18 protein-coding genes are annotated in these 25,424 nt (G+C 57.4%); 10 read left to right on the top strand and 8 right to left on the bottom strand.

The annotated features are described in order from the left end of the window. Position 1 precedes the first annotated feature (1 nt). From sspB to nanQ, 6 genes are all read left to right on the top strand, one after another. Complete coding sequence (gene sspB / locus M2433_RS17940) at positions 2-499, top strand: ClpXP protease specificity-enhancing factor (protein WP_429055759.1); 498 nt, start codon at positions 2-4, stop codon at positions 497-499. A 102-nt stretch (positions 500-601) separates the two neighbouring features. After that, positions 602-1,384 (top strand): transcriptional regulator NanR, encoded by a 783-nt coding sequence (nanR, locus tag M2433_RS17935; protein ID WP_429055761.1) that lies wholly within the window; start codon positions 602-604, stop codon positions 1,382-1,384. Between the two features lie 122 nt (positions 1,385-1,506). Further along, on the top strand, positions 1,507-2,400 hold the full coding sequence (nanA, locus tag M2433_RS17930; protein WP_429055763.1) for an N-acetylneuraminate lyase: 894 nt from the start codon (positions 1,507-1,509) through the stop codon (positions 2,398-2,400). A gap of 71 nt (positions 2,401-2,471) precedes the next feature. Beyond that, positions 2,472-3,956, top strand: a complete 1,485-nt coding sequence (locus M2433_RS17925; protein ID WP_429055764.1) for an MFS transporter — start codon at positions 2,472-2,474, stop codon at positions 3,954-3,956. After that, positions 3,953-4,813, top strand: coding sequence for an N-acetylmannosamine kinase (gene nanK, locus M2433_RS17920; protein ID WP_429055766.1), 861 nt, complete (start codon positions 3,953-3,955; stop codon positions 4,811-4,813). The genes M2433_RS17925 and nanK overlap by 4 nt, the downstream gene beginning before the upstream one ends. Further along, positions 4,810-5,277, top strand: a complete 468-nt coding sequence (gene nanQ, locus M2433_RS17915; RefSeq protein WP_429055768.1) for an N-acetylneuraminate anomerase — start codon at positions 4,810-4,812, stop codon at positions 5,275-5,277. Before nanK ends, nanQ begins: the two co-directional genes overlap by 4 nt. A 35-nt stretch (positions 5,278-5,312) precedes the next feature. Here nanQ and gltD read toward each other — a convergent pair whose 3' ends face one another. Next, entirely contained in the window at positions 5,313-6,731 is a 1,419-nt protein-coding gene (gene gltD / locus M2433_RS17910) for a glutamate synthase subunit GltD (protein ID WP_023309377.1), read from the bottom strand. A gap of 9 nt (positions 6,732-6,740) precedes the next feature. Beyond that, the gene (gltB, locus tag M2433_RS17905; protein WP_429055770.1) at positions 6,741-11,201 is read right to left on the bottom strand and encodes a glutamate synthase large subunit; all 4,461 of its coding nucleotides are present in this window, start codon (positions 11,199-11,201) and stop codon (positions 6,741-6,743) included. Positions 11,202-11,888: 687 nt separating this feature from the next. On the opposite strand from gltB, the gene M2433_RS17900 reads away from it, so the two are divergent. After that, positions 11,889-12,830 (top strand): TIGR01212 family radical SAM protein, encoded by a 942-nt coding sequence (locus M2433_RS17900; protein WP_429055772.1) that lies wholly within the window; start codon positions 11,889-11,891, stop codon positions 12,828-12,830. Here the strand turns inward: M2433_RS17900 and M2433_RS17895 are convergent. Beyond that, positions 12,810-14,312: a helicase HerA-like C-terminal domain-containing protein gene (locus M2433_RS17895; protein ID WP_429055774.1), complete on the bottom strand. Its 1,503-nt coding sequence runs from the start codon at positions 14,310-14,312 to the stop codon at positions 12,810-12,812. The two genes, M2433_RS17900 and M2433_RS17895, sit on opposite strands and share 21 nt — an antisense overlap. A gap of 137 nt (positions 14,313-14,449) precedes the next feature. Between M2433_RS17895 and M2433_RS17890 the strand changes: the two genes are divergently transcribed. Continuing rightward, positions 14,450-16,096 carry a glycerone kinase gene (locus M2433_RS17890; protein ID WP_429055775.1) on the top strand — a complete coding sequence of 549 codons (1,647 nt, stop codon included), beginning with the start codon at positions 14,450-14,452 and terminating at the stop codon, positions 16,094-16,096. 88 nt (positions 16,097-16,184) lie between these two features. Here M2433_RS17890 and ahr read toward each other — a convergent pair whose 3' ends face one another. The 5 genes from ahr to pepA form a co-directional block, all read right to left on the bottom strand. Then, positions 16,185-17,204 carry an NADPH-dependent aldehyde reductase Ahr gene (gene ahr, locus M2433_RS17885; protein ID WP_032650403.1) on the bottom strand — a complete coding sequence of 340 codons (1,020 nt, stop codon included), beginning with the start codon at positions 17,202-17,204 and terminating at the stop codon, positions 16,185-16,187. Positions 17,205-17,287: 83 nt separating this feature from the next. Beyond that, positions 17,288-17,791, bottom strand: coding sequence for a GNAT family N-acetyltransferase (locus M2433_RS17880; protein ID WP_059312161.1), 504 nt, complete (start codon positions 17,789-17,791; stop codon positions 17,288-17,290). 123 nt (positions 17,792-17,914) lie between these two features. Next, entirely contained in the window at positions 17,915-20,770 is a 2,856-nt protein-coding gene (locus M2433_RS17875; protein WP_429055777.1) for a valine--tRNA ligase, read from the bottom strand. Next, positions 20,770-21,213 carry a DNA polymerase III subunit chi gene (gene holC / locus M2433_RS17870; protein ID WP_083020544.1) on the bottom strand — a complete coding sequence of 148 codons (444 nt, stop codon included), beginning with the start codon at positions 21,211-21,213 and terminating at the stop codon, positions 20,770-20,772. The genes M2433_RS17875 and holC overlap by 1 nt, the downstream gene beginning before the upstream one ends. A 118-nt stretch (positions 21,214-21,331) precedes the next feature. Continuing rightward, a complete protein-coding gene (gene pepA / locus M2433_RS17865; RefSeq protein WP_023309366.1) occupies positions 21,332-22,843 on the bottom strand; it encodes a leucyl aminopeptidase in 1,512 nt (503 codons plus the stop codon). Between the two features lie 266 nt (positions 22,844-23,109). Between pepA and lptF the strand changes: the two genes are divergently transcribed. Both lptF and lptG read left to right on the top strand, forming a co-directional pair. Then, on the top strand, positions 23,110-24,210 hold the full coding sequence (gene lptF / locus M2433_RS17860) for an LPS export ABC transporter permease LptF (RefSeq protein WP_047347688.1): 1,101 nt from the start codon (positions 23,110-23,112) through the stop codon (positions 24,208-24,210). After that, the gene (lptG, locus tag M2433_RS17855; RefSeq protein WP_429055779.1) at positions 24,210-25,292 is read left to right on the top strand and encodes an LPS export ABC transporter permease LptG; all 1,083 of its coding nucleotides are present in this window, start codon (positions 24,210-24,212) and stop codon (positions 25,290-25,292) included. Before lptF ends, lptG begins: the two co-directional genes overlap by 1 nt. The last annotated feature ends 132 nt before the right edge of the window (positions 25,293-25,424 follow it).

Here is a 25,424-nt window from a genome sequence, read left to right as displayed (position 1 = left end):
TGTGGAAATGTCACAACTAACCCCACGCCGTCCGTATCTGCTGCGCGCCTTCTATGAATGGCTGCTGGATAACCAGCTCACGCCGCACCTGGTGGTGGATGTGACGTTGCCGGGCGTGCAGGTTCCAATGGAATATGCACGTGACGGACAGATCGTGCTGAACATTGCGCCGCGTGCAGTGGGTAACCTGGAGCTGGCAAACGACGAAGTGCGCTTCAACGCGCGTTTCGGCGGCGTACCGCGTCAGGTTTCTGTGCCGCTGGCTGCCGTGCTGGCTGTGTACGCGCGTGAAAACGGTGCGGGTACCATGTTTGAGCCGGAAGCGGCTTACGACGAAGACGTTGCCAGCCTGAATGATGACGATGCAGCCGAGGAGCGCGAGAGCGACACGGTGATGTCCGTTATCGATGGCGACAAACCCGATCGCCAGGATGATAACGATCCGGATGACGACCCGCCTCCGCGCGGGGGCCGTCCGGCGCTACGCGTAGTGAAATAATCAAACAGGCCCTCAGGGCCTGTTTTGCTTTCTGCCCCTTTTCGCCCCCTCTAATTTCCTGTGTTATGATGAGCCGTTTTCCTTCTATGGCACCGGACTGCAATGAAACCGACCGATCTTAAAGCTGAAAACTCTGATGAAACTATTGGCCGCAGCCTGCATCGTCGTCCGCTGGCGCGCAAAAAGCTGTCTGATATGGTGGAAGAAGAGCTGGAGCAGATGATCCGCCGCAAGGAGTTCGCCCAGGGAGAACAACTGCCCTCCGAACGCGAGCTGATGGAGTTCTTCAACGTGGGTCGCCCTTCGGTGCGTGAGGCGCTGGCGGCGTTAAAGCGCAAAGGACTGGTGCAGATCAACAACGGTGAACGTGCCCGCGTCTCCATGCCTTCAGCCGATACCATCATCAGCGAACTTTCTGGCATGGCGAAAGATTTCCTGACCCAGCCCGGCGGCATTGCCCATTTTGAGCAGCTACGCCTGTTCTTTGAATCCAGCCTCGTTCGATTTGCCGCTGAGTTTGCCACTGACGATCAAATCGCTCAGCTGACAAAAGCGCTGGAGATCAACAGCCAGTCTTTGGATGATAATGCCCTGTTTATTCGATCCGACGTCGATTTCCACCGCGTGCTGGCGGAGATCCCCGGCAATCCGATCTTTAACGCGATCCACTTTGCGCTGCTCGACTGGCTGATCGCCGCGCGTCCGAAAGTGCCGGATGCCGAGCTGTATAAGCATAATGAAGTCAGCTATCGGCAGCATATTGCAATCGTCGATGCGATCCGCCACCGCGATCCGGATGAGGCCGATCGCGCGCTCCAAACCCACCTCAACAGCGTTTCTGCCACCTGGCACGCTTTCGGCCAACATTCAAAAGCCAAAAAATAACGATCCTTTAGTGAAGCAGATCGCAATATAAGCGTTCTGTATTCCACTGTTGCTTAATTGATCTGGTATAACAGGTATAAAGGTATGTCGTTATAACAAACACAAGATCGATTGAGGTAACTATGGCAACGCAATTACGCGGCGTAATGGCCGCACTCCTGACCCCGTTTACTCAGCAGCAAATGCTGGATAAAGAGAGCCTGCGCCGTCTGGTGCAGTTCAATATTGAGCAGGGCATCGACGGGCTTTATGTGGGTGGCTCAACGGGAGAGGCTTTTGTACAAAGCCTTTCAGAACGCGAGCAGGTAATGGAGATCGTGGCGGATGAGGCGAAGGGGAAAATCACCCTCATTGCCCATGTTGGCTGTGTCAGCACCGCAGAAAGCCAGCAGCTGGCAACTGCTGCCGCCCGCTTTGGGTTTGACGCCGTGTCCGCCGTCACACCGTTCTACTATCCCTTCAGCTTTGAAGAGCACTGCGACCACTACCGTGCAATTATTGACTCCGCTGATGGTTTGCCGATGGTGGTCTACAACATCCCTGCGTTGAGCGGCGTTAAGTTAACGCTGGAGCAGATCAACACGCTGGTGACGCTGCCGGGCGTCGGAGCGCTGAAGCAAACCTCTGGCGATCTCTTCCAGATGGAGCAGATCCGCCGCGCGCATCCGGATCTGGTGCTCTACAACGGCTACGACGAGATCTTCGCTTCCGGCCTGCTGGCAGGCGCTGACGGAGGGATCGGCAGTACGTACAACATTATGGGCTGGCGCTATCAGGCGATCGCTAAAGCGGTTCGGGAAGGGGATAACGCCACCGCGCAGCGTCTGCAGGGCGAGTGCAACAAGGTGATCGACCTGCTGATTGTCACCGGCGTCTTCCGTGGTCTGAAAACGGTGCTGCACTATATGGACGTGCTCTCCGTACCGCTGTGCCGCAAGCCGTTTTCACCCGTGGACGAAAAATTCGTGCCCGCGCTAAAAGCCCTGGCAGAGCAGCTAATGGCGGAAAAACGCTAACGCATTACGTAGGCCGGGCAAGGCACAGCCGCCGTCCGGCAAAACGACAGAGAAATCGTCGGGAGAGTGAAATGAGTGTATCTACCCAAAGCATCCCGTGGTACCGCCATCTTAGCCGCCCTCAGTGGCGCGCCTTCTCCGCTGCCTGGCTGGGATATTTGCTTGATGGCTTCGATTTTGTACTGATTGCCTTAGTTCTGACGGAAGTGAAAAGCGAGTTCGGCCTGACGACGGTGGAAGCCGCGAGCCTGATTTCGGCGGCCTTTATCTCACGCTGGTTCGGTGGCCTGCTGCTGGGGGCGATGGGCGATCGCTATGGCCGCAAGCTGGCGATGATTACCAGCATTGTTCTTTTCTCCTGCGGCACCCTGGCCTGCGGGTTTGCGCCGGGCTACGTCACCATGTTTATCGCCAGAATGGTGATCGGCATGGGGATGGCGGGCGAATATGGTTCCAGCGCAACCTACGTGATCGAAAGCTGGCCAAAGCAGTTGCGCAACAAGGCGAGCGGCTTTTTGATTTCCGGTTTCTCCGTGGGGGCCGTCATCGCCGCGCAGGTCTACAGCCTCGTGGTCCCCGTCTGGGGCTGGCGCGCGCTGTTCTTAATCGGCATCTTGCCTATCGTCTTTGCCCTGTGGCTGCGCAAAAACATCCCTGAAGCCGAGGACTGGAAAGCGAAGCACGCTGGCAAAGCGCCGGTGCGCACGATGGTCGATATTCTTTATCGCGGTAAGTACCGCGTAATCAATATTGTTATGACGCTGTTTGCCGGTGCGGCGCTGTGGCTCTGCTTTGCCGGAGAGCTAAACAACGTCGGGACGGTGGTTATTCTGGGGCTGCTGTGCGCCGTCGTTTTTATCAGCTTTATGGTGCAAAGCAGCGGTAAACGCTGGCCCACTGGCGTAACGCTGATGGTTGTGGTGCTGTTTGCCTTTCTCTATTCGTGGCCGATTCAGGCGCTGCTGCCAACCTATTTGAAAACGGAGCTGGCCTACGATCCGGCTACGGTGGCCCGCGTGCTGTTCTTCAGCGGATTTGGCGCGGCGGTGGGCTGCTGCGTAGGCGGTTTTCTTGGCGACTGGCTGGGCACGCGTAAAGCGTACGTCTGCAGCCTGCTGGCCTCGCAGTTGCTTATTATTCCGGTGTTCGCGATCGGCGGCGCGAATATCTGGGTGCTCGGGCTGTTGCTCTTTTTCCAGCAGATGCTGGGTCAGGGCATTTCCGGGATCTTACCGAAGCTCATCGGCGGCTATTTCGATACCGACCAGCGTGCGGCCGGGCTTGGATTTACCTATAACGTCGGCGCGCTGGGCGGGGCGCTTGCACCGGTGATCGGCGCTCTACTGTCCCAGCGGATGGAGCTGGGAACCGCGCTGGGATCGCTCTCCTTTGGCCTGACATTTGTCGTGATCCTGTTGATCGGCCTCGATATGCCTTCCCGCGTTCAGCGCTGGATCAGGCCGGAAGCGCTGCGCACTCACGACGCCATCGACGGTAAACCGCTGAGCGGAGCCTTTCCTGCGGGAGCGGTCAAATGCGAGCAGGTGATGAAATGACAACGCTGGCAATTGATATTGGCGGCACGAAGCTCGCTGCCGCCCTGGTTGAAGGGGACGTTCTGTCGATGCGCAGGGCGTGCCCGACCCCCGGCAGCCAGACGCCGGGGGCGCTTGAGGAGGCGCTACGTGCCTTGGTTTTACCTCTGGTTAGGCATGCCGGGCGCGTGGCGGTGGCGTCGACAGGGATTATTCATAACGGCGTGCTCACCTCCATCAATCCGGCCAACCTGGGTGGCCTGGAGCAGTTTCCGCTGGTCGCCTTTCTGGAAGCCGCTACGCAATTACCGGTCATGGCGGTTAACGACGCGCAGTCCGCCGCATGGGCAGAGTTTTGCGCGCTGCCCGGGAGGGACGATATGGTGTTCCTGACGGTTTCAACTGGCGTGGGCGGCGGCGTTGTACTCAATGGAAAACTTCAGACGGGCAGCGGGGGGCTGGCCGGGCATCTTGGGCATACGCTGGCCGATCCCGCCGGGCCGCTTTGTGGCTGTGGACGAAGAGGATGCGTTGAAGCCATTGCTTCAGGCCGGGGCATCGCAGCTCAGGCGCAGGGTGAACTGGCAGGGCTGGATGCAAAGGCGATATTCAGCCGGGATACGCCGCAGGCTCGCAGGCTGGTGGCAAATTCGGCACACGCGCTGGCGCGACTGATCGCCGATGTTAAAGCCGTTACCGACTGTCAGGTTATCGTGGTCGGCGGCAGCGTGGGGCTGGCGGAAGGGTATCTACCTCTGGTGAGAGCCTGTTTATCGCAGGAGCCAGAAGTGTATCAGGTGCCTCTTCGGGCGGCGCATTATCGTCACGACGCCGGGCTATTGGGCGCGGCGCTGTTAGCTACAGGAGACGCGTTATGATGATGGGAGAGCTGCAGTTCCTGACATCGTCGGGCCTGCCCGCCGCACTGGTGAATGCTCTCACGCTGGCGGTTGCCGCCCGGCCAAAGGAGAAAGCGCCGGGTCACTACGAACTGCAGGGTGATGCTATTTTTATGAATGTTATGCAGTTTGCTACACAAGCTCCGGAGCTGAAAAAGGCAGAGCTGCACGCGGAGTATATTGATATCCAGCTTCTGTTAGCCGGTGAAGAGCGGATTCTGTTTGGCGTTGCGGAGTCCGCGCGCGGGTGTGAGGAAATGCATAGCGCCGAGGATTATCAGCTTTGCAGCCGCATCGAAGGGGAGCAGTCGGTAGCGTTAAGAGCGGGGATGTTCGTGGTGTTTATGCCGGGGGAGCCGCATAAGCCAGGGTGCATCACCGACTCGGCGGGAGAGATTAAAAAGGCCGTGGTGAAGGTTCGCGCCAGCCTGTTAACCGCATAAAAAAAGCCGGATGGTTTTCCATCCGGCTCGATCTTTTACACTTCCAGGTAGTTCAGTATACCGTCAGCGGCTTTACGCCCTTCGGCAATCGCCGTTACCACCAGATCGGAACCGCGAACAATATCGCCACCGGCGAAGATTTTCGGGTTGCTGGTCTGGAACGCATTGTCGCTGCCTTCAGGTGCAATCACGCGGCCCTGTGAATCCAGCTCAACGCTGTGCTTCGCAAGCCATTCCATGCTATGAGGACGGAAACCAAACGCCATGACGACGGCATCGGCCGGGATCACATGTTCGGAGCCTGCCACGATCTCAGCGCGACGACGACCCTTGGCATCTGGTGCACCCATCTCGGTGCGCGCCATCTTCACGCCGCTCACTTTACCGTTGGCATTCACTTCAATACCCAGAGGCTGGATGTTGAACTGGAACTCTACGCCCTCTTCACGCGCGTTTTTCACTTCGCGTTTAGAGCCCGGCATGTTCTCTTCGTCACGACGATAGGCGCAGATCACGTGTGCCGCATTCTGACGAATGGAGGTACGCACGCAGTCCATCGCGGTATCTCCCCCGCCCAGCACCACCACGCGTTTGCCTTCCATGCTGACGAAAGGTTCATCGGCCGTTTCGCCATAACCCATAATCTGCTTGGTATTGGCAATCAGGAACGGCAGAGCATCGTACACGCCCGGCGCATCTTCGTTCTCCAGACCGCCGCGCATGGACTGATAGGTACCCACGCCCAGGAACACGGCGTCGTAATCCTTCAGCAGATCGTCGAGCTGCACGTCGCGACCCACTTCCACGTTCAGTTTGAACTCAATACCCATGCCGGTGAAAATTTCACGGCGGCGGGTCATGACCTCTTTCTCCAGCTTGAAGGCCGGGATACCGAAGGTCAGCAGACCGCCGATCTCAGGATGACGGTCAAAGACCACCGCCTTCACGCCGTTACGGGTAAGCACGTCCGCACAGGCCAGGCCCGCCGGGCCCGCGCCGATAATCGCCACGCGCTTGTCGGTTTGCTTCACGCCGGTCATATCCGGACGCCAGCCCATCTCGAACGCTTTATCGTTGATATAGCGTTCGATATTACCGATGGTCACCGCGCCAAACTCGTCGTTCAGCGTACAGGAACCCTCACACAGACGGTCCTGAGGACACACGCGGCCGCACACTTCCGGCAGGGTGTTGGTCTGGTGAGACAGCTCGGCGGCTTCAAAAATACGTCCTTCATTGGCCAGCTTCAGCCAGTTCGGGATGTAGTTATGTACCGGACATTTCCATTCGCAGTAAGGGTTACCGCAGGACAGGCAGCGGTCTGCCTGTGCTTTGGCCTGGCCTTCTGAAAACGGCTCGTAGATTTCTACAAATTCAATTTTACGGATCTTCAGCGGTTTCTTTGGCGGATCAACACGCTGCAGGTCGATAAACTGGTATACGTTCTGGCTCATCTGAATTCCTTACTGCGCCTGCACACGCAGCTCTGCTGCGCTACGACTACGGTGACCCAACAGGGCTTTAACATCGCTGGACTTCGGCTTAACCAGCGCGAATTTCGCAGAGAACGCCGGCCAGTTCGCCAGGATCTCTTCGCCGCGCGAAGAACCGGTATGCTGCACGTGTTCGGTAATCAAACCGCGCAGATGTTCTTCGTGGATGGCCAGCGTATCAACGTCCAGCACTTCCACCAGCTCCGGGTTCACGCGTTTGCGGAACTCACCGTCTTCATCCAGGACGTATGCAAAACCGCCCGTCATGCCTGCGCCAAAGTTCACGCCGGTTTTACCCAGGACGCAAACAATCCCGCCCGTCATATATTCACAACCGTTATCGCCAATGCCTTCCACCACGGTGATAGCACCGGAGTTACGCACCGCAAAACGTTCACCCGCACGGCCCGCTGCAAACAGACGACCGCCGGTCGCGCCGTACAGACAGGTGTTACCGATGATGCTTGCTTCATGGCTGCGGAAGGCTGAGCCGACCGGAGGACGCACCGCCAGCAGACCGCCCGCCATGCCTTTACCGACGTAGTCGTTGGCATCACCGGTCAGGTAGAGCTCAACGCCGCCTGCGTTCCACACGCCGAAGCTCTGACCCGCGGTACCGCTGAAGTGTGCGGTGATCGGATCCGCTGCCAGCCCCTGGTCACCGTGCGTCTGCGCGATGTAGCCGGAGAGCGACGCGCCGACTGAACGGTCGGTGTTGCGGATATCAAACCAGAACGTTTTGCTCTGCTTGTCATCCACGTACGCTTTTGCCTGCTGCAGCAGCTGCGCGTTCAGCACGCCGTTATCGAACGGCGGGTTGTTCTCGGTGCAGTAAACCGCTTTGCCTGGGTGCGGCTGCGCGGTTTCCAGCAGCTTGCTCAGTTCAAGTTTCTGCTGCTTAGCCGTGAAGCCTTCCAGCTCTTTCAGCAGGTCGGTACGGCCGATCAGGTCGACCAGGCGCTTCACGCCCAGCTGGGCCATCAGCTCGCGGGTTTCGCGGGCGATGAAGTCAAAGTAGTTGGTCACTTTGAACGGCAGGCCGTGGTAGTGATTCTTACGCAGCTTCTCGTCCTGGGTCGCAACACCGGTAGCGCAGTTGTTCAGGTGGCAAATACGCAGGTATTTACAGCCGAGCGCAACCATCGGGCCGGTACCGAAGCCGAAGCTTTCCGCGCCCAGAATCGCCGCTTTAATGATGTCGAGGCCGGTTTTCAGGCCGCCATCCACCTGCAGGCGGATCTTGTGACGCAGACCGTTAGCCACCAGCGCCTGCTGGGTTTCCACCAGACCAAGTTCCCACGGGCAGCCCGCATATTTCACGGAGGAGAGCGGGCTTGCACCGGTGCCGCCGTCGTAACCGGCAATGGTGATGAGATCCGCATAGGCTTTCGCCACGCCGGTGGCGATGGTACCGACACCCGGTTCGGAAACCAGCTTCACGGAGATCATCGCTTTCGGGTTGACCTGTTTCAGGTCGAAAATCAGCTGCGCTAAGTCCTCGATAGAGTAGATATCGTGGTGCGGTGGCGGAGAAATCAGCGTTACGCCCGGTACGGAGTAGCGCAGTTTGGCGATGTACGGGGTGACTTTATCACCCGGCAGCTGACCGCCTTCGCCCGGTTTTGCACCCTGAGCGACTTTAATCTGAATCACGTCGGCGTTGACCAGGTACGCAGGCGTCACGCCAAAGCGACCGGATGCCACCTGCTTGATACGGGAGACTTTGTTGGTGCCGTAACGCGCAGGGTCTTCACCGCCTTCGCCGGAGTTGGAGTTGCCGCCGATGCTGTTCATGGCTTCCGCCAGCGCTTCGTGGGCTTCCGGGCTCAGCGCGCCGATGGACATCGCCGCGGTATCGAAGCGTTTGAACAGCTCGGTTGCAGGCTCTACGTCGTCGATGCTGACGGCTTCGTCACCCGGATTGAGGGCAATGAGGTCGCGCAGCGTTGCCGCCGGACGGTTGTTTACCAGCTCAGCGTATTGCTGATAATCGCTGTATTCGCCGCTCTGAACCGCCTGCTGCAACGTACGCACCACGTCCGGGTTATAGGCATGATACTCGCCGCCGTGAACGTATTTGAGCAGACCGCCCTGATCCAGCGGCTTACGTGCCAGCCAGGCGCGTTTTGACAGGTTCACCAGATCCTGCTGGAAGTCAGCAAAACCAGCGCCGCCGATGCGGCTGATCACGCCCTGGAAGCAGAGATTTGCGACATCGTCATGCAGGCCCACCGCCTCAAACAGCTTCGAACAGCGGTAAGAGGCGATAGTCGAGATGCCCATTTTGGACATGATCTTGTACAGGCCTTTGTTGATACCGTTGCGGTAGTTCAGCATTACCGCGCGGTAATCTTTGTCTATCGCGCGGGTATCCACCAGACGGGCCAGCGTTTCATAGGCCAGATACGGGTAGATCGCCGTCGCACCGAAGCCTAACAGCACGGCAAAGTGGTGCGGGTCGCGGGCGCTGGCGGTTTCAACAATGATGTTGGCATCGCAGCGCAGGCTCTTATCGACCAGACGCGTCTGGATAGCACCCACCGCCATTGGCGCGGGTACCGGCAGACGGTTTTTCGCGATATTGCGATCGGACAGCACCAGCAGAACGGTACCGTTACGCACCATCTGTTCAGCTTTATCACACAGCGCATTCACCGTCTCTTCGAGGGTCGCCTCGGTCACGTCGAACGTAATATCGAGCGTATCGGCGCGGTAGTGATCCTCTTTCAGCGTAGTGAGCTGTTTGAAATCGGAGTACAGCAGGATCGGCGATTTAAAGGTCAGACGGTGCGCCTGGCCTTCGGCTTCGCAGAAGACGTTCATCTCGCGGCCGATGCTGGTTGCCAGCGACATCACGTGCGCTTCACGCAGCGGATCGATCGGCGGGTTGGTGACCTGCGCGAACTGCTGACGGAAGTAGTCATAAATAATGCGCGGCTGGCTGGAGAGCACGGCAAACGGGGTATCGTCACCCATGGAGCCGACCGCTTCCTGACCGTTTTCACCCAGTACGCGGATAACCGAATCCAGCTCTTCCGCGCTGTAGTTAAACTGCTTCTGGAAGCTTGCGAGGGTATCGTCGTCCAGCTGGCGGCTGCCCACTTCTTCGTCCGGCAGCTCTTCGAACGGCACCAGACGACGGACGTTTTTCTCCATCCACTCTTTGTACGGATGGCGACTTTTCAGATCGTTGTCGGTTTCGGCGGAGTGCAGGATGCGCCCACCGCGGGTGTCGATAACCATCAGCTCGCCCGGACCGACGCGGCCCTTCTCGACCACTTCGTCAGGCTGGTAATCCCAGATCCCGACCTCAGAGGCGCAGGTGATGAGCTTATCTTTGGTGATGACATAGCGCGCCGGACGCAGACCGTTACGGTCCAGGTTACAGGCGGCAAAACGACCGTCGGACATCACGATGCCCGCCGGGCCGTCCCACGGCTCCATGTGCATGGAGTTAAAGTCGAAGAACGCGCGCAGCTCAGGGTCCATATCCGGGTTGTTCTGCCAGGCCGGTGGCACGAGCAGACGCATGGCGCGTACGATGTCCATCCCGCCCGCCAGCAGCAGTTCCAGCATGTTATCCATGGAGCTGGAGTCCGAGCCGGTTTCGTTCACGAACGGTGCGGCATCGTGCAGGTCAGGGATCAGTGGCGTCTGGAACTTATAGGTACGGGCGCGGGCCCACTGGCGGTTACCGGTAATGGTGTTGATTTCGCCATTGTGCGCCAGATAGCGGAACGGCTGAGCCAGCGGCCAGCGAGGTACGGTGTTGGTGGAGAAGCGCTGGTGGAACAGGCAAATGGCCGATTCCAGACGCAGGTCCGCCAGGTCCAGGTAGAAGCGCGGCAGGTCAGCCGGCATACACAGACCTTTATAGATGTTGACCAGGTTTGAAAGGCTACAGACGTAGAACTCTTTATCGTCCTGGAGACGTTTTTCAATGCGGCGACGAGCGATAAACAGACGGCGTTCCATATCACGTGGACGCCAGCCCGCAGGCGCATTGACGAAAATCTGTTCAATGCGAGGCAGCGAGGAGAGGGCGATTTCACCGAGCACCCCTTCGTTGGTTGGCACATTACGCCAGCCGACAATAGACAGGGTTTCACGCTGAAGTTCTTCTTCGACGATGCGGCGTGAGGCGGCAGCCTTTTCAGGATCCTGATTCAGGAACAGCATGCCGACAGCGTAGTTTTTGGCTAAACGCCAGCCGCGCTCTTCCGCCACGATGCGGAAGAAACGATCGGGTTTTTGCAGCAGCAGGCCGCAACCGTCGCCGGTTTTACCATCGGCAAGGATGGCGCCACGGTGCTGCATTCGGGCCAGTGCGTGAATAGCAGTACGCACTACCTTGTGGCTAGGTTCGCCTTCTATGTGGGCGATCAGGCCGAAACCACAGTTATCCTTCTCAAGGGATTTATCGTACAACATATCAGTGAACCTCCCCAGGCTCGTCGGGCTTCTCTCTGAACGTAACCGCGGCGCACAGGCGCAGAAAGAGCATGGCGACGGGGTTTGCGTTTCATACGCGGACCTCGCATTCGCCCTCTTTTTCATCCTTTCGCGCAGGTAAACAAGTTTGAGGACTTGCTTCAGAGGGAATCTCAATTACTGCATAAATATGATGAGCAGGCCGCTCATCCAGAAAGCTTCCAGCGGATTTCCAACTTATCGGGAATTGGTACACAGGTCAAATGGCAATCTTATTTATACAAAAATGTGCTAAAGAGGGTTTATCTAATTGTAATTAAAGGTTATTTAACTATTTTTACATTGATTGTATGCCCTGGCAGAACGCTGCGGAGTGTGATCTTACTCACTATATGAAAGCGGTATTATCAATGTAGCGTGCTGAATAGCCGTTTTATAGCAGAATAATAATCTGGCATTGACTGCAAACCCGCATAAACCCACTGTTTTTCAGTGGTGGCGCTATAAATGAAAAAAACAATCAGAACATAAGGAAAAGTAATCACGAGTGGCGTGAATGAAATTGCAGTAATCTTGGATATTTATTCATATGGATAAAGGCCGTCCAGGGCGATTGATCCAGGTCATCGCCGACAGAGGCTAAAAATGGCAGGCTTGTCCCCTTTCTCCGGGACGGACTATCAGATTATGCAGTTACAGAAATTAGTCAATATGTTTGGTGGGGATCTTTTGCAGCGATACGGACAAAAGGTTCATAAGCTGACGCTGCACGGCGGGTTTAGCTGCCCGAATCGCGATGGCACCATCGGGCGCGGCGGCTGCACCTTCTGTAACGTTGCGTCCTTTGCTGACGAAGCTCAGCAGCATCACTCTATCGCGGAACAGCTCGCGCATCAGGCGAGCCTGGTGAACCGCGCGAAGCAGTATCTGGCCTATTTCCAGGCCTACACCAGCACGTGGGCGGAGGTACAGGTGCTGCGCTCGATGTATCAGCAGGCGGTCAGCCAGGCTAACATCGTAGGGCTGTGCGTGGGGACGCGCCCGGACTGCGTACCGGACGCGGTGCTTGACCTGCTCAGCGAGTACAAAGAACAAGGCTACGAGATCTGGCTGGAGCTGGGCTTGCAAACCGCGCACGACAAAACCCTGCACCGCATCAATCGCGGTCATGATTTCGCCTGCTACCAGCGCACCACGCGGCTGGCCCGTGAGCGCGGGCTGAAAGTCTGCTCGCATCTGATTGTTGGGTTACCCGGCGAAGGTCAACAGCATGGCCTTGAAACGCTGGAAAGGGTGGTTGAAACCGGCGTGGACGGCATTAAGCTGCATCCGCTGCATATCGTTACGGGAAGCATTATGGCGAAAGCCTGGGAAGCAGGGCGGTTAAGCGGTATTGAGCTCGACGACTATACGGTGACGGCGGGGGAAATGATTCGCCACACGCCGCCGGAGATTGTTTACCACCGCATTTCCGCCAGCGCCCGCCGCCCAACGCTTCTGGCACCGCTGTGGTGTGAGAACCGCTGGACGGGGATGGTGGAAATCGACCGCTATCTGCATGAGCACGGCGTACAGGGTTCGGCGCTTGGCCGCCCGTGGGTTCCCCGTCTAACGACGGCGGCCGCCTAGTAAACTCCCCAGCATGCCGCGCACTATCTGATTCGTGACCTGCCGCGCGGCGCTTTTCGCCATGGTCTGCACCACGCCATCACGCTTGCCGCCGCGCGGCCCGGTGCTGCCGAACAGAATATCTTTGAGTCCACCGAGGATACCGTCATCTACCGCGACTGATTGCCCTTTGGCAGCTGGCGCATCCTGCGATTCCGTGGTCGCCTGAACCCCTTTTTGCAGCATTTCGAACGCAGATTCGCGATCCACCTCGTCTTCATACTTTCCGTACCCCGGGGAGTGGTTAATCAGGCCGTTGCGTTCATCGTCAGTCACCGGCCCCATGCGCGAGCAGGGCGCGATCACCATAGCGCGTTCCACCACGGACGGGCTGCCCTTCGCATCAAGGAACGAGATCAGCGCTTCACCGGTGCCTAATGCCTGAATCGCCGCTTCGGTATCAAAGGCCGGATTAGCGCGCATTGTTTGCGCCGCGGCTTTCACCGCTTTCTGATCTTTCGGCGTAAAGGCGCGCAGGGCGTGTTGTACGCGGTTGCCGAGCTGGCCCAGTACGTTGTCCGGAATATCCGATGGGTTTTGTGACACAAACCAGACGCCGACGCCTTTGGAGCGGATCAGGCGAATGACCTGTTCAATTTTATCCAGCAATACCTGCGGCGCATCGTTAAACAGCAGGTGCGCTTCGTCAAAGAAGAAGACCAGCTTCGGTTTATCCAGATCGCCCGCTTCGGGTAACTGTTCGTACAGTTCGGAGAGCATCCACAGCAGGCTGGCGGCGTAGAGCTTTGGCATCTGGTAGAGCTTTTCTGAACTCAGAATGTTGATGATGCCTTTGCCGCTGCTGTCGGTGCGCATCCAGTCTTTGATATCCAGCATCGGCTCGCCGAAGAAGTGCTCGGCGCCCTGTTGCTCCAGGGTCAGCAACCCACGCTGAATGGCGCCCACCGACGCGCTGCTGATGTTGCCGTACTGGTTCTGGAAGGATTTCGCATTATCGCCGATGTACTGGGTAATGGCCCGCAGATCTTTGAAATCGAGCAGCAGCAGGCCCTGGTCATCGGCAATGCGGAAGATAATGTTCAGCACCCCGGACTGCACGTCGTTGAGGTTAAGCAGGCGAGCCAGCAGCAGCGGGCCGAGATCGGAGACGGTAGCGCGTACCGGGTGGCCTTTCTCGCCGAAGATGTCCCAGACGACCACCGGATTACCGTGCGGGGTCCAGTCCGTGATGCCAATATTCTTCAGCCGTTCGAGCAGTTTTTCAGAGGCGGTACCCTCCTGAGCCACACCGGTTAAATCGCCTTTCACGTCAGCCATAAAGACCGGTACGCCAATCTCTGAAAGCGACTCCGCCAGTTTTTGCAGGGTGACGGTTTTACCTGTGCCGGTTGCACCGGTGATCAGACCGTGGCGGTTTGCCATCGCGGGCAGTAAATACAGCTCATTTTCCAGCGTCCGGGCAATTAACAATGGTGTACTCATGATGCGCTTCCTCTCTTAGTCCTGGGTGCAGTATAGGCAACCTGACGGCAATTTGGCTGAGTAAATTGCTGACTTTGCGGCGCATTATCCAGTGCGGACTATGCTTTTGCATACGGTTCACAAAATAGTGGGAAACTATGTCCAGATTCTTCTTTAACGACCGCAAACAGCTGGTCAACGATGCCATAGAAGGCATACTGCTCTCTGCGCCGCACGCAAACCTTGTCAAACTCGATATCGATCCGGCTATCAGGATTGTTGCGCGCGGCGACTGGGACAAAAGCCGCGTGGCGGTGATCTCCGGCGGCGGTTCAGGTCACGAACCCGCGCACGCCGGGTTTGTCGGTAAAGGCATGCTGACGGCGGCAGTGTGTGGCGATCTGTTTGCCTCGCCGAGCGTGGATGCGGTGCTCAATGCCATCGTTGCGGTCACGGGCGATCGCGGCTGTCTGCTGATCGTCAAAAACTATACCGGTGACCGCCTGAACTTCGGCCTGGCCGCTGAAAAGGCTAAACGCTATGGACTGAAGGTCGAGATGGTAATTGTGGCGGACGACATCGCGCTGCCGGACAACAAACAGCCGCGCGGTATTGCCGGTACGGCACTGGTGCACAAGATTGCGGGCTATGCGGCGGAGCACGGGAAATCGCTGAGCGACGTGCGGGAGATTGCGCAACAGGCCTGCGATAACCTCTGGAGCCTGGGCGTGGCGATGCAAACCTGTAACCTGCCGGGCAGCGATGATGACGAGGGGCGCATTAAGCAAGGCCACGTCGAGCTGGGTCTGGGCATTCACGGCGAGCCCGGAGCTTCCGTGGTGGATACGCAGAACAGCAAAGCGATTATCGACACGCTGGTGGCACCGTTGAGGGCGCAGGCGGGTAAGGGGCGCTTTGCGGTATTGATTAACAATCTTGGCGGCGTATCGGCGCTGGAGATGGCGCTGCTGACGAAAGAGCTGGCGCACTCGGCGCTGAAAGAGGATATCGCGTACCTGATTGGCCCTGCGCCGCTGGTGAGTGCCCTGGATATGAAGGGTTTTTCGCTGACGCTGCTGAAGCTCAACGATTTCTTTGAAAAGGCGCTGCATGAAGACGTGGAAACGCTGGGCTGGCAGAAGCCGGTGGCGTTTGCGCCGCTGCGTACCGTGGCGCATAGCGCCATTCACGATCGTGTGGAATACACCCCGTCGGACAACACGCGGGTGAGAGAATGTGTCTCCTCAGTGACGAACACGCTGATCCAGCTGGAAAACCGCCTGAACGCGCTGGATGCGAAAGTGGGGGATGGCGATACCGGTTCCACCTTTGCGCAAGGCGCGCGGGATATTGCGCAGCATCTGGAGGAAAAGACGCTCCCGCTTAACGATGTGTCTACGCTGCTGTTGCTGGTGGGCGAGCGGCTGGCCACGGTGATGGGCGGATCGAGCGGGGTATTAATGTCGATCTTCTTTACCGCGGCCGGGCAAAAGCTGCATGACGGCCAACCGCTACCGGAAGCGTTGCTGAGCGGGCTGGCGCAGATGAAGCAGTACGGCGGGGCGGATCTCGGCGATCGCACGCTGATCGATGCGCTGCAGCCGGCGCTGGAAGCCTTGCAGAAAGGCGATCTTCAGGCGGCAGTGCAGGCGGCACAGCAGGGGGCAGAGGCAACGGCGAAAATGGAGAAAGCCGGTGCAGGGCGCTCATCGTATGTGAACAAAGAGAATCTGGACGGCGTGATGGATCCGGGAGCGGTCGCGGTGGCAGAGGTGTTTAAGGCCATGGTAGATGCAAAACGGTAACAGCCGTTACCGTTTTTAGTGTTTGCGCCCTCTCCCCGTGGGAGAGGGGGGGAGGGCATCAGGCCGCACATTCCCCGGCAATGTCACATCAGAAATCCGCTTTCAACACCACGCGATAACGGGCTTTGCCGTCGCGCACGTGCTGGATGGCTTCGTTGATTTTCGACATCGGGTACAGTTCCGTAGTCGGCGCCACTTTGGTGCGTCCGGCAAACTTCATCAGTTTGCGCAACTCGAACGGCGTGCCGGTTGCAGAGCCGGACACGCTGCGATCCCCGCCGATCAGGGTAAACGCCGGAACCGGCAGCGGCTTCATGACGGCACCCACGGTGTGGAAGTTACCGCCGTAGGCCAGCGCTTCAAAGTACGGCTGCCAGTTGAGATCGACGTTAACGGTGTTGATGATCAGATCAAATTGTCCCGCCAGCGCGTTCAGGGCTTCGGGATCGCGGCTGTTCACCACTTTATCCGCACCCATCGCCAGCACTTCTTTCTCTTTGGCTGGGTTAGAGCTGAACGCCGTCACTTCACAGCCCATCGCGTGCAGCAGTTTGATGGCAATATGGCCCAGGCCGCCAATACCGATGACGCCCACGCGGCTGGTGGCAGTAATATGGTGCATCAGCAGCGGTTTGAAGACGGTAATACCGCCGCACAGCAGCGGACCGGCGGACTCAATATCAATGCTGTCCGGCAGCGGGATGACCCATTGCCAGTCGGCGCGTAGCTTATCGGCAAAACCGCCTTTGTTCAGAATAGTGGGAACGGCGCCTTCGAGGCAGTTGATTTGGTTACCGCTGATACAGGCGTCGCAGTGGCCGCAGCTGCGTGCCGTCCAGCCAATGCCCACGCGCTGGCCGACCTTCAGCCCTTTGTCCTGCGCGGCGCTACCGAGCGCAACAACGCGGCCAATGACCTCGTGCCCGGCAATCAGTGGATAGCTTGAAAAGCCCCATTCGTTGTCGATCATCGAGAGATCCGAGTGGCAGATCCCGCAGTAATCAACCTGTACTTCGACGTCTTCTGCTTTTAGTTCGCCCGCATCGTATTCGTACAGCTCAAGTTCTGCACCCGCCTGCGGTGCGGCGTAGCTTTTTATCTTCGACATCGTGTTTCCCCCGTTGTGGTGTGAACTGAGAGTGTAGAGCATTCAGTTCAGCGCCGCTTAACAGAAGGGGGCAACAAAGATAGTTACAGAATTTTCAGCATCCTGACTTCGCAATCAACGTGGCCTGTACAGCCCAGCGGTGCATCAATATGCTCAAAGCCCAGATGTTCATACAGGCCGATGGCCTCTTTGAGGAAGGCGGTAGTTTCGAGGTAACAGCGTTTAAAACCCTGAGTGCGCGCGTGGTCCAGAGCCACCAGTGCCAGCTTTTTCGCCAGACCTTGCCCGCGCGCCGCTGGCAGGAAATACATTTTCTGCAGTTCACAGATATCCGGCTCGCTGCAGCTGAGTGGCGCTACGCCGCCACCACCCACAACCTGGCCGTTCTGCTCGATTATCCAGTAGGCATGACCCGGCTGGCTGTACAGTTGAAACAGCTCGTCGAGATTTGGGTCGGCAACCGTATAGCCTTTGTCAGCCGTCAGGCCATATTCGGCAGAAACCGTACGGATAACGGCGGCGATAGCCGGGTTGTCCTGCACAGCGATCCGACGCATCGTCGTCGCGACGGGGGTAATCACGCTCATAGCATTACTCATTACAAAAATTGACACACAACTGCTGTTAATAGCACCGCAGAAAAAGGAGTGCAAGCGAGGAGTTTTCAGGAAGGGTACCCCTTACGCCCTGAAGCGTAAGGGGTAATAGCATTACAGGGCTGCAATTACCGCCTGCTGCTCAATCAGCTTGGTCTTCGCATCGGCGAAGGCAACCAGACGCTCACGCTCTTTCGCGATGACCGCTTCCGGCGCACGGGCGACAAAGCCTTCGTTCGCCAGCTTGCTTTCGATTTTGCCGATTTCCACGTCGACTTTCGCCACTTCTTTCGCCAGACGAGCCAGCTCGGCATCTTTGTCGATGAGACCCGCCATCGGGATTAGCAGCTCGGCGCCGTCGATGATTTTGGTCACGGATACCGGACCTTTGTCATCAGCAGGCAGCACGGTGATGCTTTCCAGACGCGCCATGGTTTTCAGGAAGGTGTTGTTCTCGGTGACGCGACGAACAGCTGCTTCGCTGCAGCCGCGCAGCAGCAGCTCCAGTGGTTTGCCCGGGGCGATGTTCATTTCAGCACGGATGTTACGTACCGCAACGATCGCCTGTTTCAGCCACTCGGTATCCGCTGATGCGGCTTCATCAACCTTAGCAGCATCGAATTCCGGGAACGGCTGCAGCATGATGGTGTCTGCGTTAATGCCCGCAATCACCTTCACGCGCTGCCAGATGGTTTCGGTGATGAATGGAATGACCGGATGCGCCAGGCGCAGCAGACCTTCCAGAACGGTAATCAGCGTGTTGCGCGTGCCGCGCAGCTCTGCTTCAGAACCGCCGTTCATCACCGGCTTCGCCAGCTCCAGATACCAGTCGCAGAACTGGTTCCAGGTGAATTCGTACAGGATGCCCGCTGCGATATCGAAGCGGTAGCTGTCCAGCGCGTCGCGGAACGCTTTTACCGTCTGGTTGAATTCCGCCAGGATCCAGCGGTCCGCCAGTGAGAGAGTCATCTCGCCGCCGTTGAAGCCGCAGTCCTGATCTTCCGTGTTCATCAGCACGAAGCGGCTGGCGTTCCACAGCTTGTTACAGAAGTTGCGGTAACCTTCCAGACGCTTCATGTCCCAGTTGATGTCGCGGCCGGTAGAGGCCAGCGCCGCCAGGGTGAAACGCAGGGCGTCGGTACCGTGAGACTCGATCCCGTTCGGGAACTGCTTCTCGGTGCGCTTGCGGATTTTCTCAGCCAGCTGCGGCTGCATCATGTTGCCGGTGCGTTTTTCCAGCAGGTCTTCCAGAGAAATACCGTCAACCATATCCAGCGGGTCAATCACGTTGCCCTTGGACTTGGACATCTTCTGGCCTTCGTCGTCGCGAATAAGGCCGGTCATGTAGACGGTATGGAACGGAACCTGCGGCTTGCCGTCTTCGTCTTTGATGAAGTGCATGGTCATCATGATCATGCGGGCAATCCAGAAGAAGATAATGTCGAAGCCGGACACCATTACGCTGGTTGGGTGGAACTGACGCAGCGCGTCGGTGTTTTCTGGCCAGCCGAGGGTGGAGAAGGTCCACAGCGCGGAGGAGAACCAGGTATCCAGCACGTCTTCATCCTGACGCAGGGCAACATCCGCGCCCAGGTTGTTTTCCTGACGCACTTCGTCTTCAGTACGGCCAACGTAAACGTTGCCTTCGTTGTCATACCATGCCGGGATACGGTGGCCCCACCACAGCTGACGGGAGATACACCAGTCCTGAATATCGCGCATCCAGGAGAAGTACATGTTTTCGTACTGCTTCGGCACGAACTGGATGCTGCCATTCTCAACCGCTTCAACGGCCGGTTTCGCCAGCACGTCGGCACGTACGTACCACTGGTCGGTCAGCATTGGCTCGATAACCACGCCGCCACGGTCGCCGTACGGCACGGTCAGATCGTGAGGTTTTATCTCTTCCAGCAGGCCGAGTGCGTCGACGGCAGCCACAATCGCTTTACGCGCGGCAAAACGTTCCAGCTTCTGGAACTCAGCCGGGATGTCGCTGGAGTAAACGTCAGACTCTTCGCCTTTGGTGTCATACACTTCTGCGCTTTCGCGGATATCACCGTCGAAGGTCAGAATGTTGATCATTGGCAGGGCGTGACGACGACCGACTTCGTAGTCGTTAAAGTCGTGCGCCGGGGTGATTTTTACGCAGCCGGTGCCTTTTTCCATGTCGGCGTGTTCGTCGCCCACAATCGGAATACGGCGGTTCACCAGCGGCAGCACCACGAATTTGCCGATCAGATCTTTATAACGCGGATCTTCCGGGTTAACGGCAACGCCGGTATCGCCCAGCAGGGTTTCCGGACGGGTGGTCGCGACCACCAGGTAATCTTTACCGTCGGCGGTTTTTGCGCCGTCGGCCAGCGGATAGCGGATGTGCCACATGGAGCCTTTAGACTCGCGGTTTTCCACTTCCAGGTCAGAAATTGCGGTGCGCAGTTTCGGATCCCAGTTTACCAGGCGCTTGCCGCGGTAAATCAGGTCTTCTTTGTAGAGGCGGACGAAGACTTCTTTCACGGCGTTGGACAGGCCTTCATCCATTGTGAAGCGCTCGCGCTCCCAGTCAACGGAGTTGCCGAGGCGGCGCATCTGACGGGTAATGGTGCCGCCGGATTCTGCCTTCCACTGCCAGATTTTGTCGATGAACGCGTCGCGACCGTAGTCGTGGCGGGTTTTTCCTTCTTCAGCGGCAATTTTACGCTCAACTACCATCTGGGTCGCGATACCCGCGTGGTCAGTTCCCGCCTGCCACAGGGTGTTTTTACCCTGCATGCGCTGGTAGCGTATCATGGTGTCCATGATGGTCTGCTGGAAAGCATGACCCATATGCAAACTGCCGGTGACGTTCGGCGGCGGGATCATGATGCAGAAGGACTCTTTGCTTTCGTCGCCGTTAGGCTTGAAATAGCCCTGCTGTTCCCAGTGCTCGTAAAGCGGCTGTTCGATATCGCGTGGGTTATATGTCTTTTCCATTATTTCCAGGTTGCCGTATTCAGGTTAAAACCAGCCAGGCGGTACGCTTTATAGCGTTCGCGCGCCAGTTGTTTCAAAGATTCTTCGTAAGGGACAAAGTCTACCACTTCTGTGAAAGCGGTGGCAAAATCTGCAAAATCTATCCGCAGGCTAATCAGAATATCGCGCGCGCTGCTGTTGCGCTTTTGCGGCCAGGCGATTTCAACCGGTGCGCCGCCGCGTGGACCTTCGCCTGACAGGTTATGCGGCACAAAACTTTCCGGTGGGCGCGCCCACAGCGCTTCGTCAAGACGAATCGCCTGCTGTTCATCTTCACAGGCAATCAGAACGCGTTTACCTGCGCGCCAACGTTCTGCGGCAATGTCACACACCAGCTGTTCAACGGCGCTGAGGCCATCCTGATGGGTGTCGTTGTCCAGAAGGTAGAACGTTGCATTCTTCATATATGGGGCTTCTTAGTTTGGATTCAAATGCAAAGCCGGGTGGCGCTTCGCTTACCCGGCCTACGGTTGAATGACGATGTAGGCCGGGTAAGGCGAAGCCGCCACCCGGCATTTTATATCATTCGTCGCCGTTAAAACCCGCGCGGTTCAGCAGGAACTGCGACAGCAGCGCGACCGGACGACCGGTTGCGCCTTTGGCCTTACCGGAGCGCCATGCGGTGCCCGCGATATCAAGGTGCGCCCAGTTGTACTTGCGGGTGAAGCGCGCAAGGAAGCAGCCCGCGGTGATCGCACCGCCAGGACGTCCGCCGATGTTCGCCATATCCGCAAAGTTAGACTCCAGCTGATCCTGATACTCGTCACCCAGCGGCAGACGCCATGCGCGGTCGCCGGCCTGCTCCGAGGCACCGATAAGCTCGTGCGCCAGCGGATTGTGGTTCGACATCAGGCCGGTGATGTGGTGGCCCAGTGCAATCACGCAGGCGCCGGTGAGCGTGGCGACGTCAATCACCGCTTCCGGCTCGAAGCGTTCCACGTAGGTCAGCACGTCACAGAGTACCAGACGGCCTTCGGCGTCGGTGTTCAGCACTTCAACCGTCTGCCCGGACATGGTGGTCAGGACGTCACCCGGACGATAAGCGCGACCGCCAGGCATGTTTTCGCAGCCGGCCAGCACGCCAATCACGTTAATCGGCAGCTGAAGCTCCGCCACCATGCGCATCACGCCATAAACCGCCGCCGCGCCGCACATGTCGTACTTCATCTCATCCATGCCTTCGGCAGGCTTGATGGAGATACCGCCGGAGTCGAAGGTCAGGCCTTTACCGACGAGCACGATAGGGCGCGCGTCTTCGGACGGATTGCCTTTGTACTCAATGACGGACATCAGGGATTCGTTCTGAGAGCCATTACCGACTGCCAGATAAGAGTGCATCCCCAGCTCTTTCATCTGCTGTTCGCCAATAACGCGGGTAATGACATTTTTGCTGTAGGCGTCGGCCAGCTGACGCGCCTGCGAGGCCAGGTACGCGGCGTTACAGATGTTAGGCGGCATGTTGCCGAGATCTTTGGCGGCTTTAATGCCGGCAGCAATGGCCAGACCGTGCTGGATGGCGCGCTCGCCGCTGGTCAGTTCGCGACGGGTTGGCACGTTAAAGACCATTTTACGCAGCGGACGACGCGGTTCGCTTTTATTGGTCTTCAGCTGATCGAAGCTGTACAGGCTCTCTTTTGCCGTTTCGACCGCCTGGCGCACTTTCCAGTAGGTGTTACGCCCCTTAACGTGCAGCTCTGTCAGGAAGCAGACGGCTTCCATTGAACCGGTGTCATTCAGCGTATTAATCGTTTTCTGAATCACCTGCTTATACTGACGTTCATCCAGCTCGCGTTCTTTGCCGCAGCCAATCAGCAAAATACGTTCTGACAGTACGTTCGGAACATGGTGCAGTAACAGCGTCTGCCCAGGTTTGCCTTCCAGTTCGCCACGGCGCAGCAGGGCGCTAATATAGCCGTCACTGATTTTATCGAGTTGCTCGGCGATCGGGGAGAGTCGGCGTGGTTCAAAGACGCCCACAACGATGCAGGCACTCCGCTGTTTCTCCGGGCTACCGCTTTTTACACTGAACTCCATGCACTACGCTCCTGAATCTTAAAGACAACGGCGGCAGCTACGGATAGAATTGAAACCTTTCGTAACTCATGTCCGCTGTTGTGGTGACTTCGTGTTAATCTTACGTTACTACGGTTTCGACACGTCAGAAAAAGTCCTGAAGCGTGAATCCGCCGGATGTTTTAATCTTAGCGATGATTTCGACGACTCAAGAGAATAAATGACGTTTAAGCCATGAAACAAGCGATTTTCCAGCAAAGAGACGGGTTTTTACGGGCGTATTTAAAGTGATAATCATAAGATATCTGGTGCGGGAGACGCTCAAAAGCCAACTGGCGATCCTCTTCATCCTGCTGCTGATTTTTTTCTGTCAGAAGCTGGTTAAGATCCTCGGTGCGGCCGTTGACGGCGAAATTCCAACGAATCTGGTGCTTTCCCTGCTTGGTTTAGGGATCCCGGAAATGGCGCAGCTTATCCTGCCGCTTAGTCTTTTCCTTGGCCTGCTCATGACGCTTGGGAAGCTCTACACCGAGAGTGAAATCACGGTGATGCATGCCTGTGGCCTGAGCAAAGCCGTACTGGTGAAAGCCGCCATGATACTGGCGCTGTTCACGGGTATTGTTGCGGCGGTGAATGTGATGTGGGCAGGCCCCATGTCTTCCCGTCATCAGGACGAAGTGCTAGCTGAAGCGAAAGCAAACCCCGGCATGGCGGCGTTAGCCCAGGGGCAGTTCCAGCAGGCGACCGACGGAAACTCCGTGCTGTTTATTGAGAGCGTTGACGGCAGTAAATTTAACGACGTATTCCTGGCGCAGCTGCGGACTAAAGGTAACGCCCGTCCGTCAGTGGTCATTGCTGACTCTGGTCAACTGGCGCAGCGTAAAGACGGTTCGCAGATCGTGACGCTGAATAAGGGCACCCGTTTCGAAGGCACCGCGATGCTGCGTGACTTCCGTATTACGGATTTCCAGAACTACCAGGCCATTATCGGCCATCAGGCTGTGGCGCTCGATCCAACGGATACCGAGCAAATGGACATGCGTACCCTGTGGAATACCGATACCGACAGAGCGCGCGCTGAGTTCCACTGGCGTATTACTCTCGTCTTTACCGTGTTTATGATGGCGCTGATTGTTGTTCCGCTGAGCGTGGTGAACCCGCGTCAGGGACGCGTGCTCTCTATGCTGCCGGCGATGCTGCTTTACCTGATCTACTTCCTGCTGCAAACCTCGATTCGCTCCAACGGCGCAAAGGGCAAGCTGGATCCTATGGTCTGGACATGGTTCGTCAACAGCCTGTACATCCTGCTGGCGCTGGGATTAAACCTGTGGGATACGGTGCCTGTGCGCCGCATACGTGCCCGATTCTCGCGTAAAGGAGCCATCTAATGCAGGCGTTTGGCGTTCTCGATCGCTATATCGGTAAAACCATTTTTACCACCATCATGATGACGTTGTTCATGCTGGTGTCGCTCTCCGGCATTATCAAATTTGTCGATCAGCTGAAAAAAGCCGGACAGGGGAGCTACGACGCGCTGGGCGCGGGGATGTATACCCTACTCAGCGTGCCGAAAGACGTGCAGATCTTCTTCCCGATGGCGGCCCTGCTGGGGGCGCTGCTGGGGCTGGGTATGCTGGCGCAGCGCAGCGAGCTGGTCGTTATGCAGGCATCAGGCTTTACCCGAATGCAGGTCGCGCTGTCGGTCATGAAAACCGCAATCCCGCTGGTGCTGCTGACCATGGCGATTGGCGAGTGGGTCGCGCCGCAGGGCGAACAGACGGCCCGTAACTACCGCGCTCAGGCGATGTACGGCGGTTCTCTGCTTTCCACTCAGCAAGGGTTATGGGCGAAAGATGGCAAAAGCTTCGTCTACATCGAACGTGTAAAAGGCAACGATGAGTTAGGCGGCGTCAGTATCTACGCCTTCAACGATCAGCGCCGCTTACAGTCCGTTAGACACGCCTCTTCGGCAAAGTTTGACCCTGAACATAAGCAGTGGCGTTTGTCACAGGTTGATGAGTCTGACCTGACAGATCCGAAGCAAATCACCGGTTCTCAGAAGGTGACCGGTACGTGGAAGACCAACCTCACGCCCGATAAGCTCGGCGTCGTGGCGCTGGATCCTGACGCGCTCTCCATCAGTGGCTTACACAACTATGTGAAATACCTGAAGTCGAGCGGGCAGGATGCCGGGCGTTATCAGCTCAACATGTGGAGCAAAATCTTCCAGCCGATGTCCGTGGCGGTGATGATGCTGATGGCGCTGTCGTTTATCTTCGGCCCGTTGCGCAGTGTGCCGATGGGGGTACGCGTTGTGACCGGTATCAGCTTCGGCTTTGTCTTCTACGTGCTCGATCAGATCTTCGGTCCACTGACGCTGGTGTATGGCATTCCGCCGATTATTGGTGCGCTGTTGCCAAGCGCCAGTTTCCTCCTGATCAGCCTCTGGCTGCTGCTGAAGCGCTCCTGATTGACCTCTCCTCGCTTCCGGTTCGCCGGGAGCGAGGCTAATCTCCTGTTTCATCCTGCACTTTTTCTCAGAACCTTCAACGTCCCGCCGCGAATTTGAGTATTATTGAGCGATAAAGTCGTGAAGGGATCC

This window comes from Enterobacter sp. AC1, assembly GCF_050434705.1.
GTDB classification, from domain to species: Bacteria; Pseudomonadota; Gammaproteobacteria; order Enterobacterales; family Enterobacteriaceae; genus Enterobacter; species Enterobacter cloacae_L.
Note: the sequence above shows the minus strand (reverse complement) of the source record. Positions and strands in the feature narration are given on the sequence as shown.

Bases quoted from the DNA above. Each gene is read 5' to 3' on its own strand.
- holC (WP_083020544.1), bottom strand. From the start codon at position 21,213: ATGAAGAATGCAACGTTCTACCTTCTGGACAACGACACCCATCAGGAT.
- M2433_RS17890 (WP_429055775.1), top strand. From the start codon at position 14,450: ATGTCCAGATTCTTCTTTAACGACCGCAAACAGCTGGTCAACGATGCC.
- M2433_RS17925 (WP_429055764.1), top strand. From the start codon at position 2,472: ATGAGTGTATCTACCCAAAGCATCCCGTGGTACCGCCATCTTAGCCGC.
- ahr (WP_032650403.1), bottom strand. From the start codon at position 17,204: ATGTCGAAGATAAAAAGCTACGCCGCACCGCAGGCGGGTGCAGAACTT.
- nanA (WP_429055763.1), top strand. From the start codon at position 1,507: ATGGCAACGCAATTACGCGGCGTAATGGCCGCACTCCTGACCCCGTTT.
- nanK (WP_429055766.1), top strand. From the start codon at position 3,953: ATGACAACGCTGGCAATTGATATTGGCGGCACGAAGCTCGCTGCCGCC.
- M2433_RS17900 (WP_429055772.1), top strand. From the start codon at position 11,889: ATGCAGTTACAGAAATTAGTCAATATGTTTGGTGGGGATCTTTTGCAG.
- pepA (WP_023309366.1), bottom strand. From the start codon at position 22,843: ATGGAGTTCAGTGTAAAAAGCGGTAGCCCGGAGAAACAGCGGAGTGCC.
- gltB (WP_429055770.1), bottom strand. From the start codon at position 11,201: ATGTTGTACGATAAATCCCTTGAGAAGGATAACTGTGGTTTCGGCCTG.
- nanQ (WP_429055768.1), top strand. From the start codon at position 4,810: ATGATGATGGGAGAGCTGCAGTTCCTGACATCGTCGGGCCTGCCCGCC.
- M2433_RS17880 (WP_059312161.1), bottom strand. From the start codon at position 17,791: ATGAGCGTGATTACCCCCGTCGCGACGACGATGCGTCGGATCGCTGTG.
- M2433_RS17875 (WP_429055777.1), bottom strand. From the start codon at position 20,770: ATGGAAAAGACATATAACCCACGCGATATCGAACAGCCGCTTTACGAG.
- nanR (WP_429055761.1), top strand. From the start codon at position 602: ATGAAACCGACCGATCTTAAAGCTGAAAACTCTGATGAAACTATTGGC.
- lptG (WP_429055779.1), top strand. From the start codon at position 24,210: ATGCAGGCGTTTGGCGTTCTCGATCGCTATATCGGTAAAACCATTTTT.
- gltD (WP_023309377.1), bottom strand. From the start codon at position 6,731: ATGAGCCAGAACGTATACCAGTTTATCGACCTGCAGCGTGTTGATCCG.
- M2433_RS17895 (WP_429055774.1), bottom strand. From the start codon at position 14,312: ATGAGTACACCATTGTTAATTGCCCGGACGCTGGAAAATGAGCTGTAT.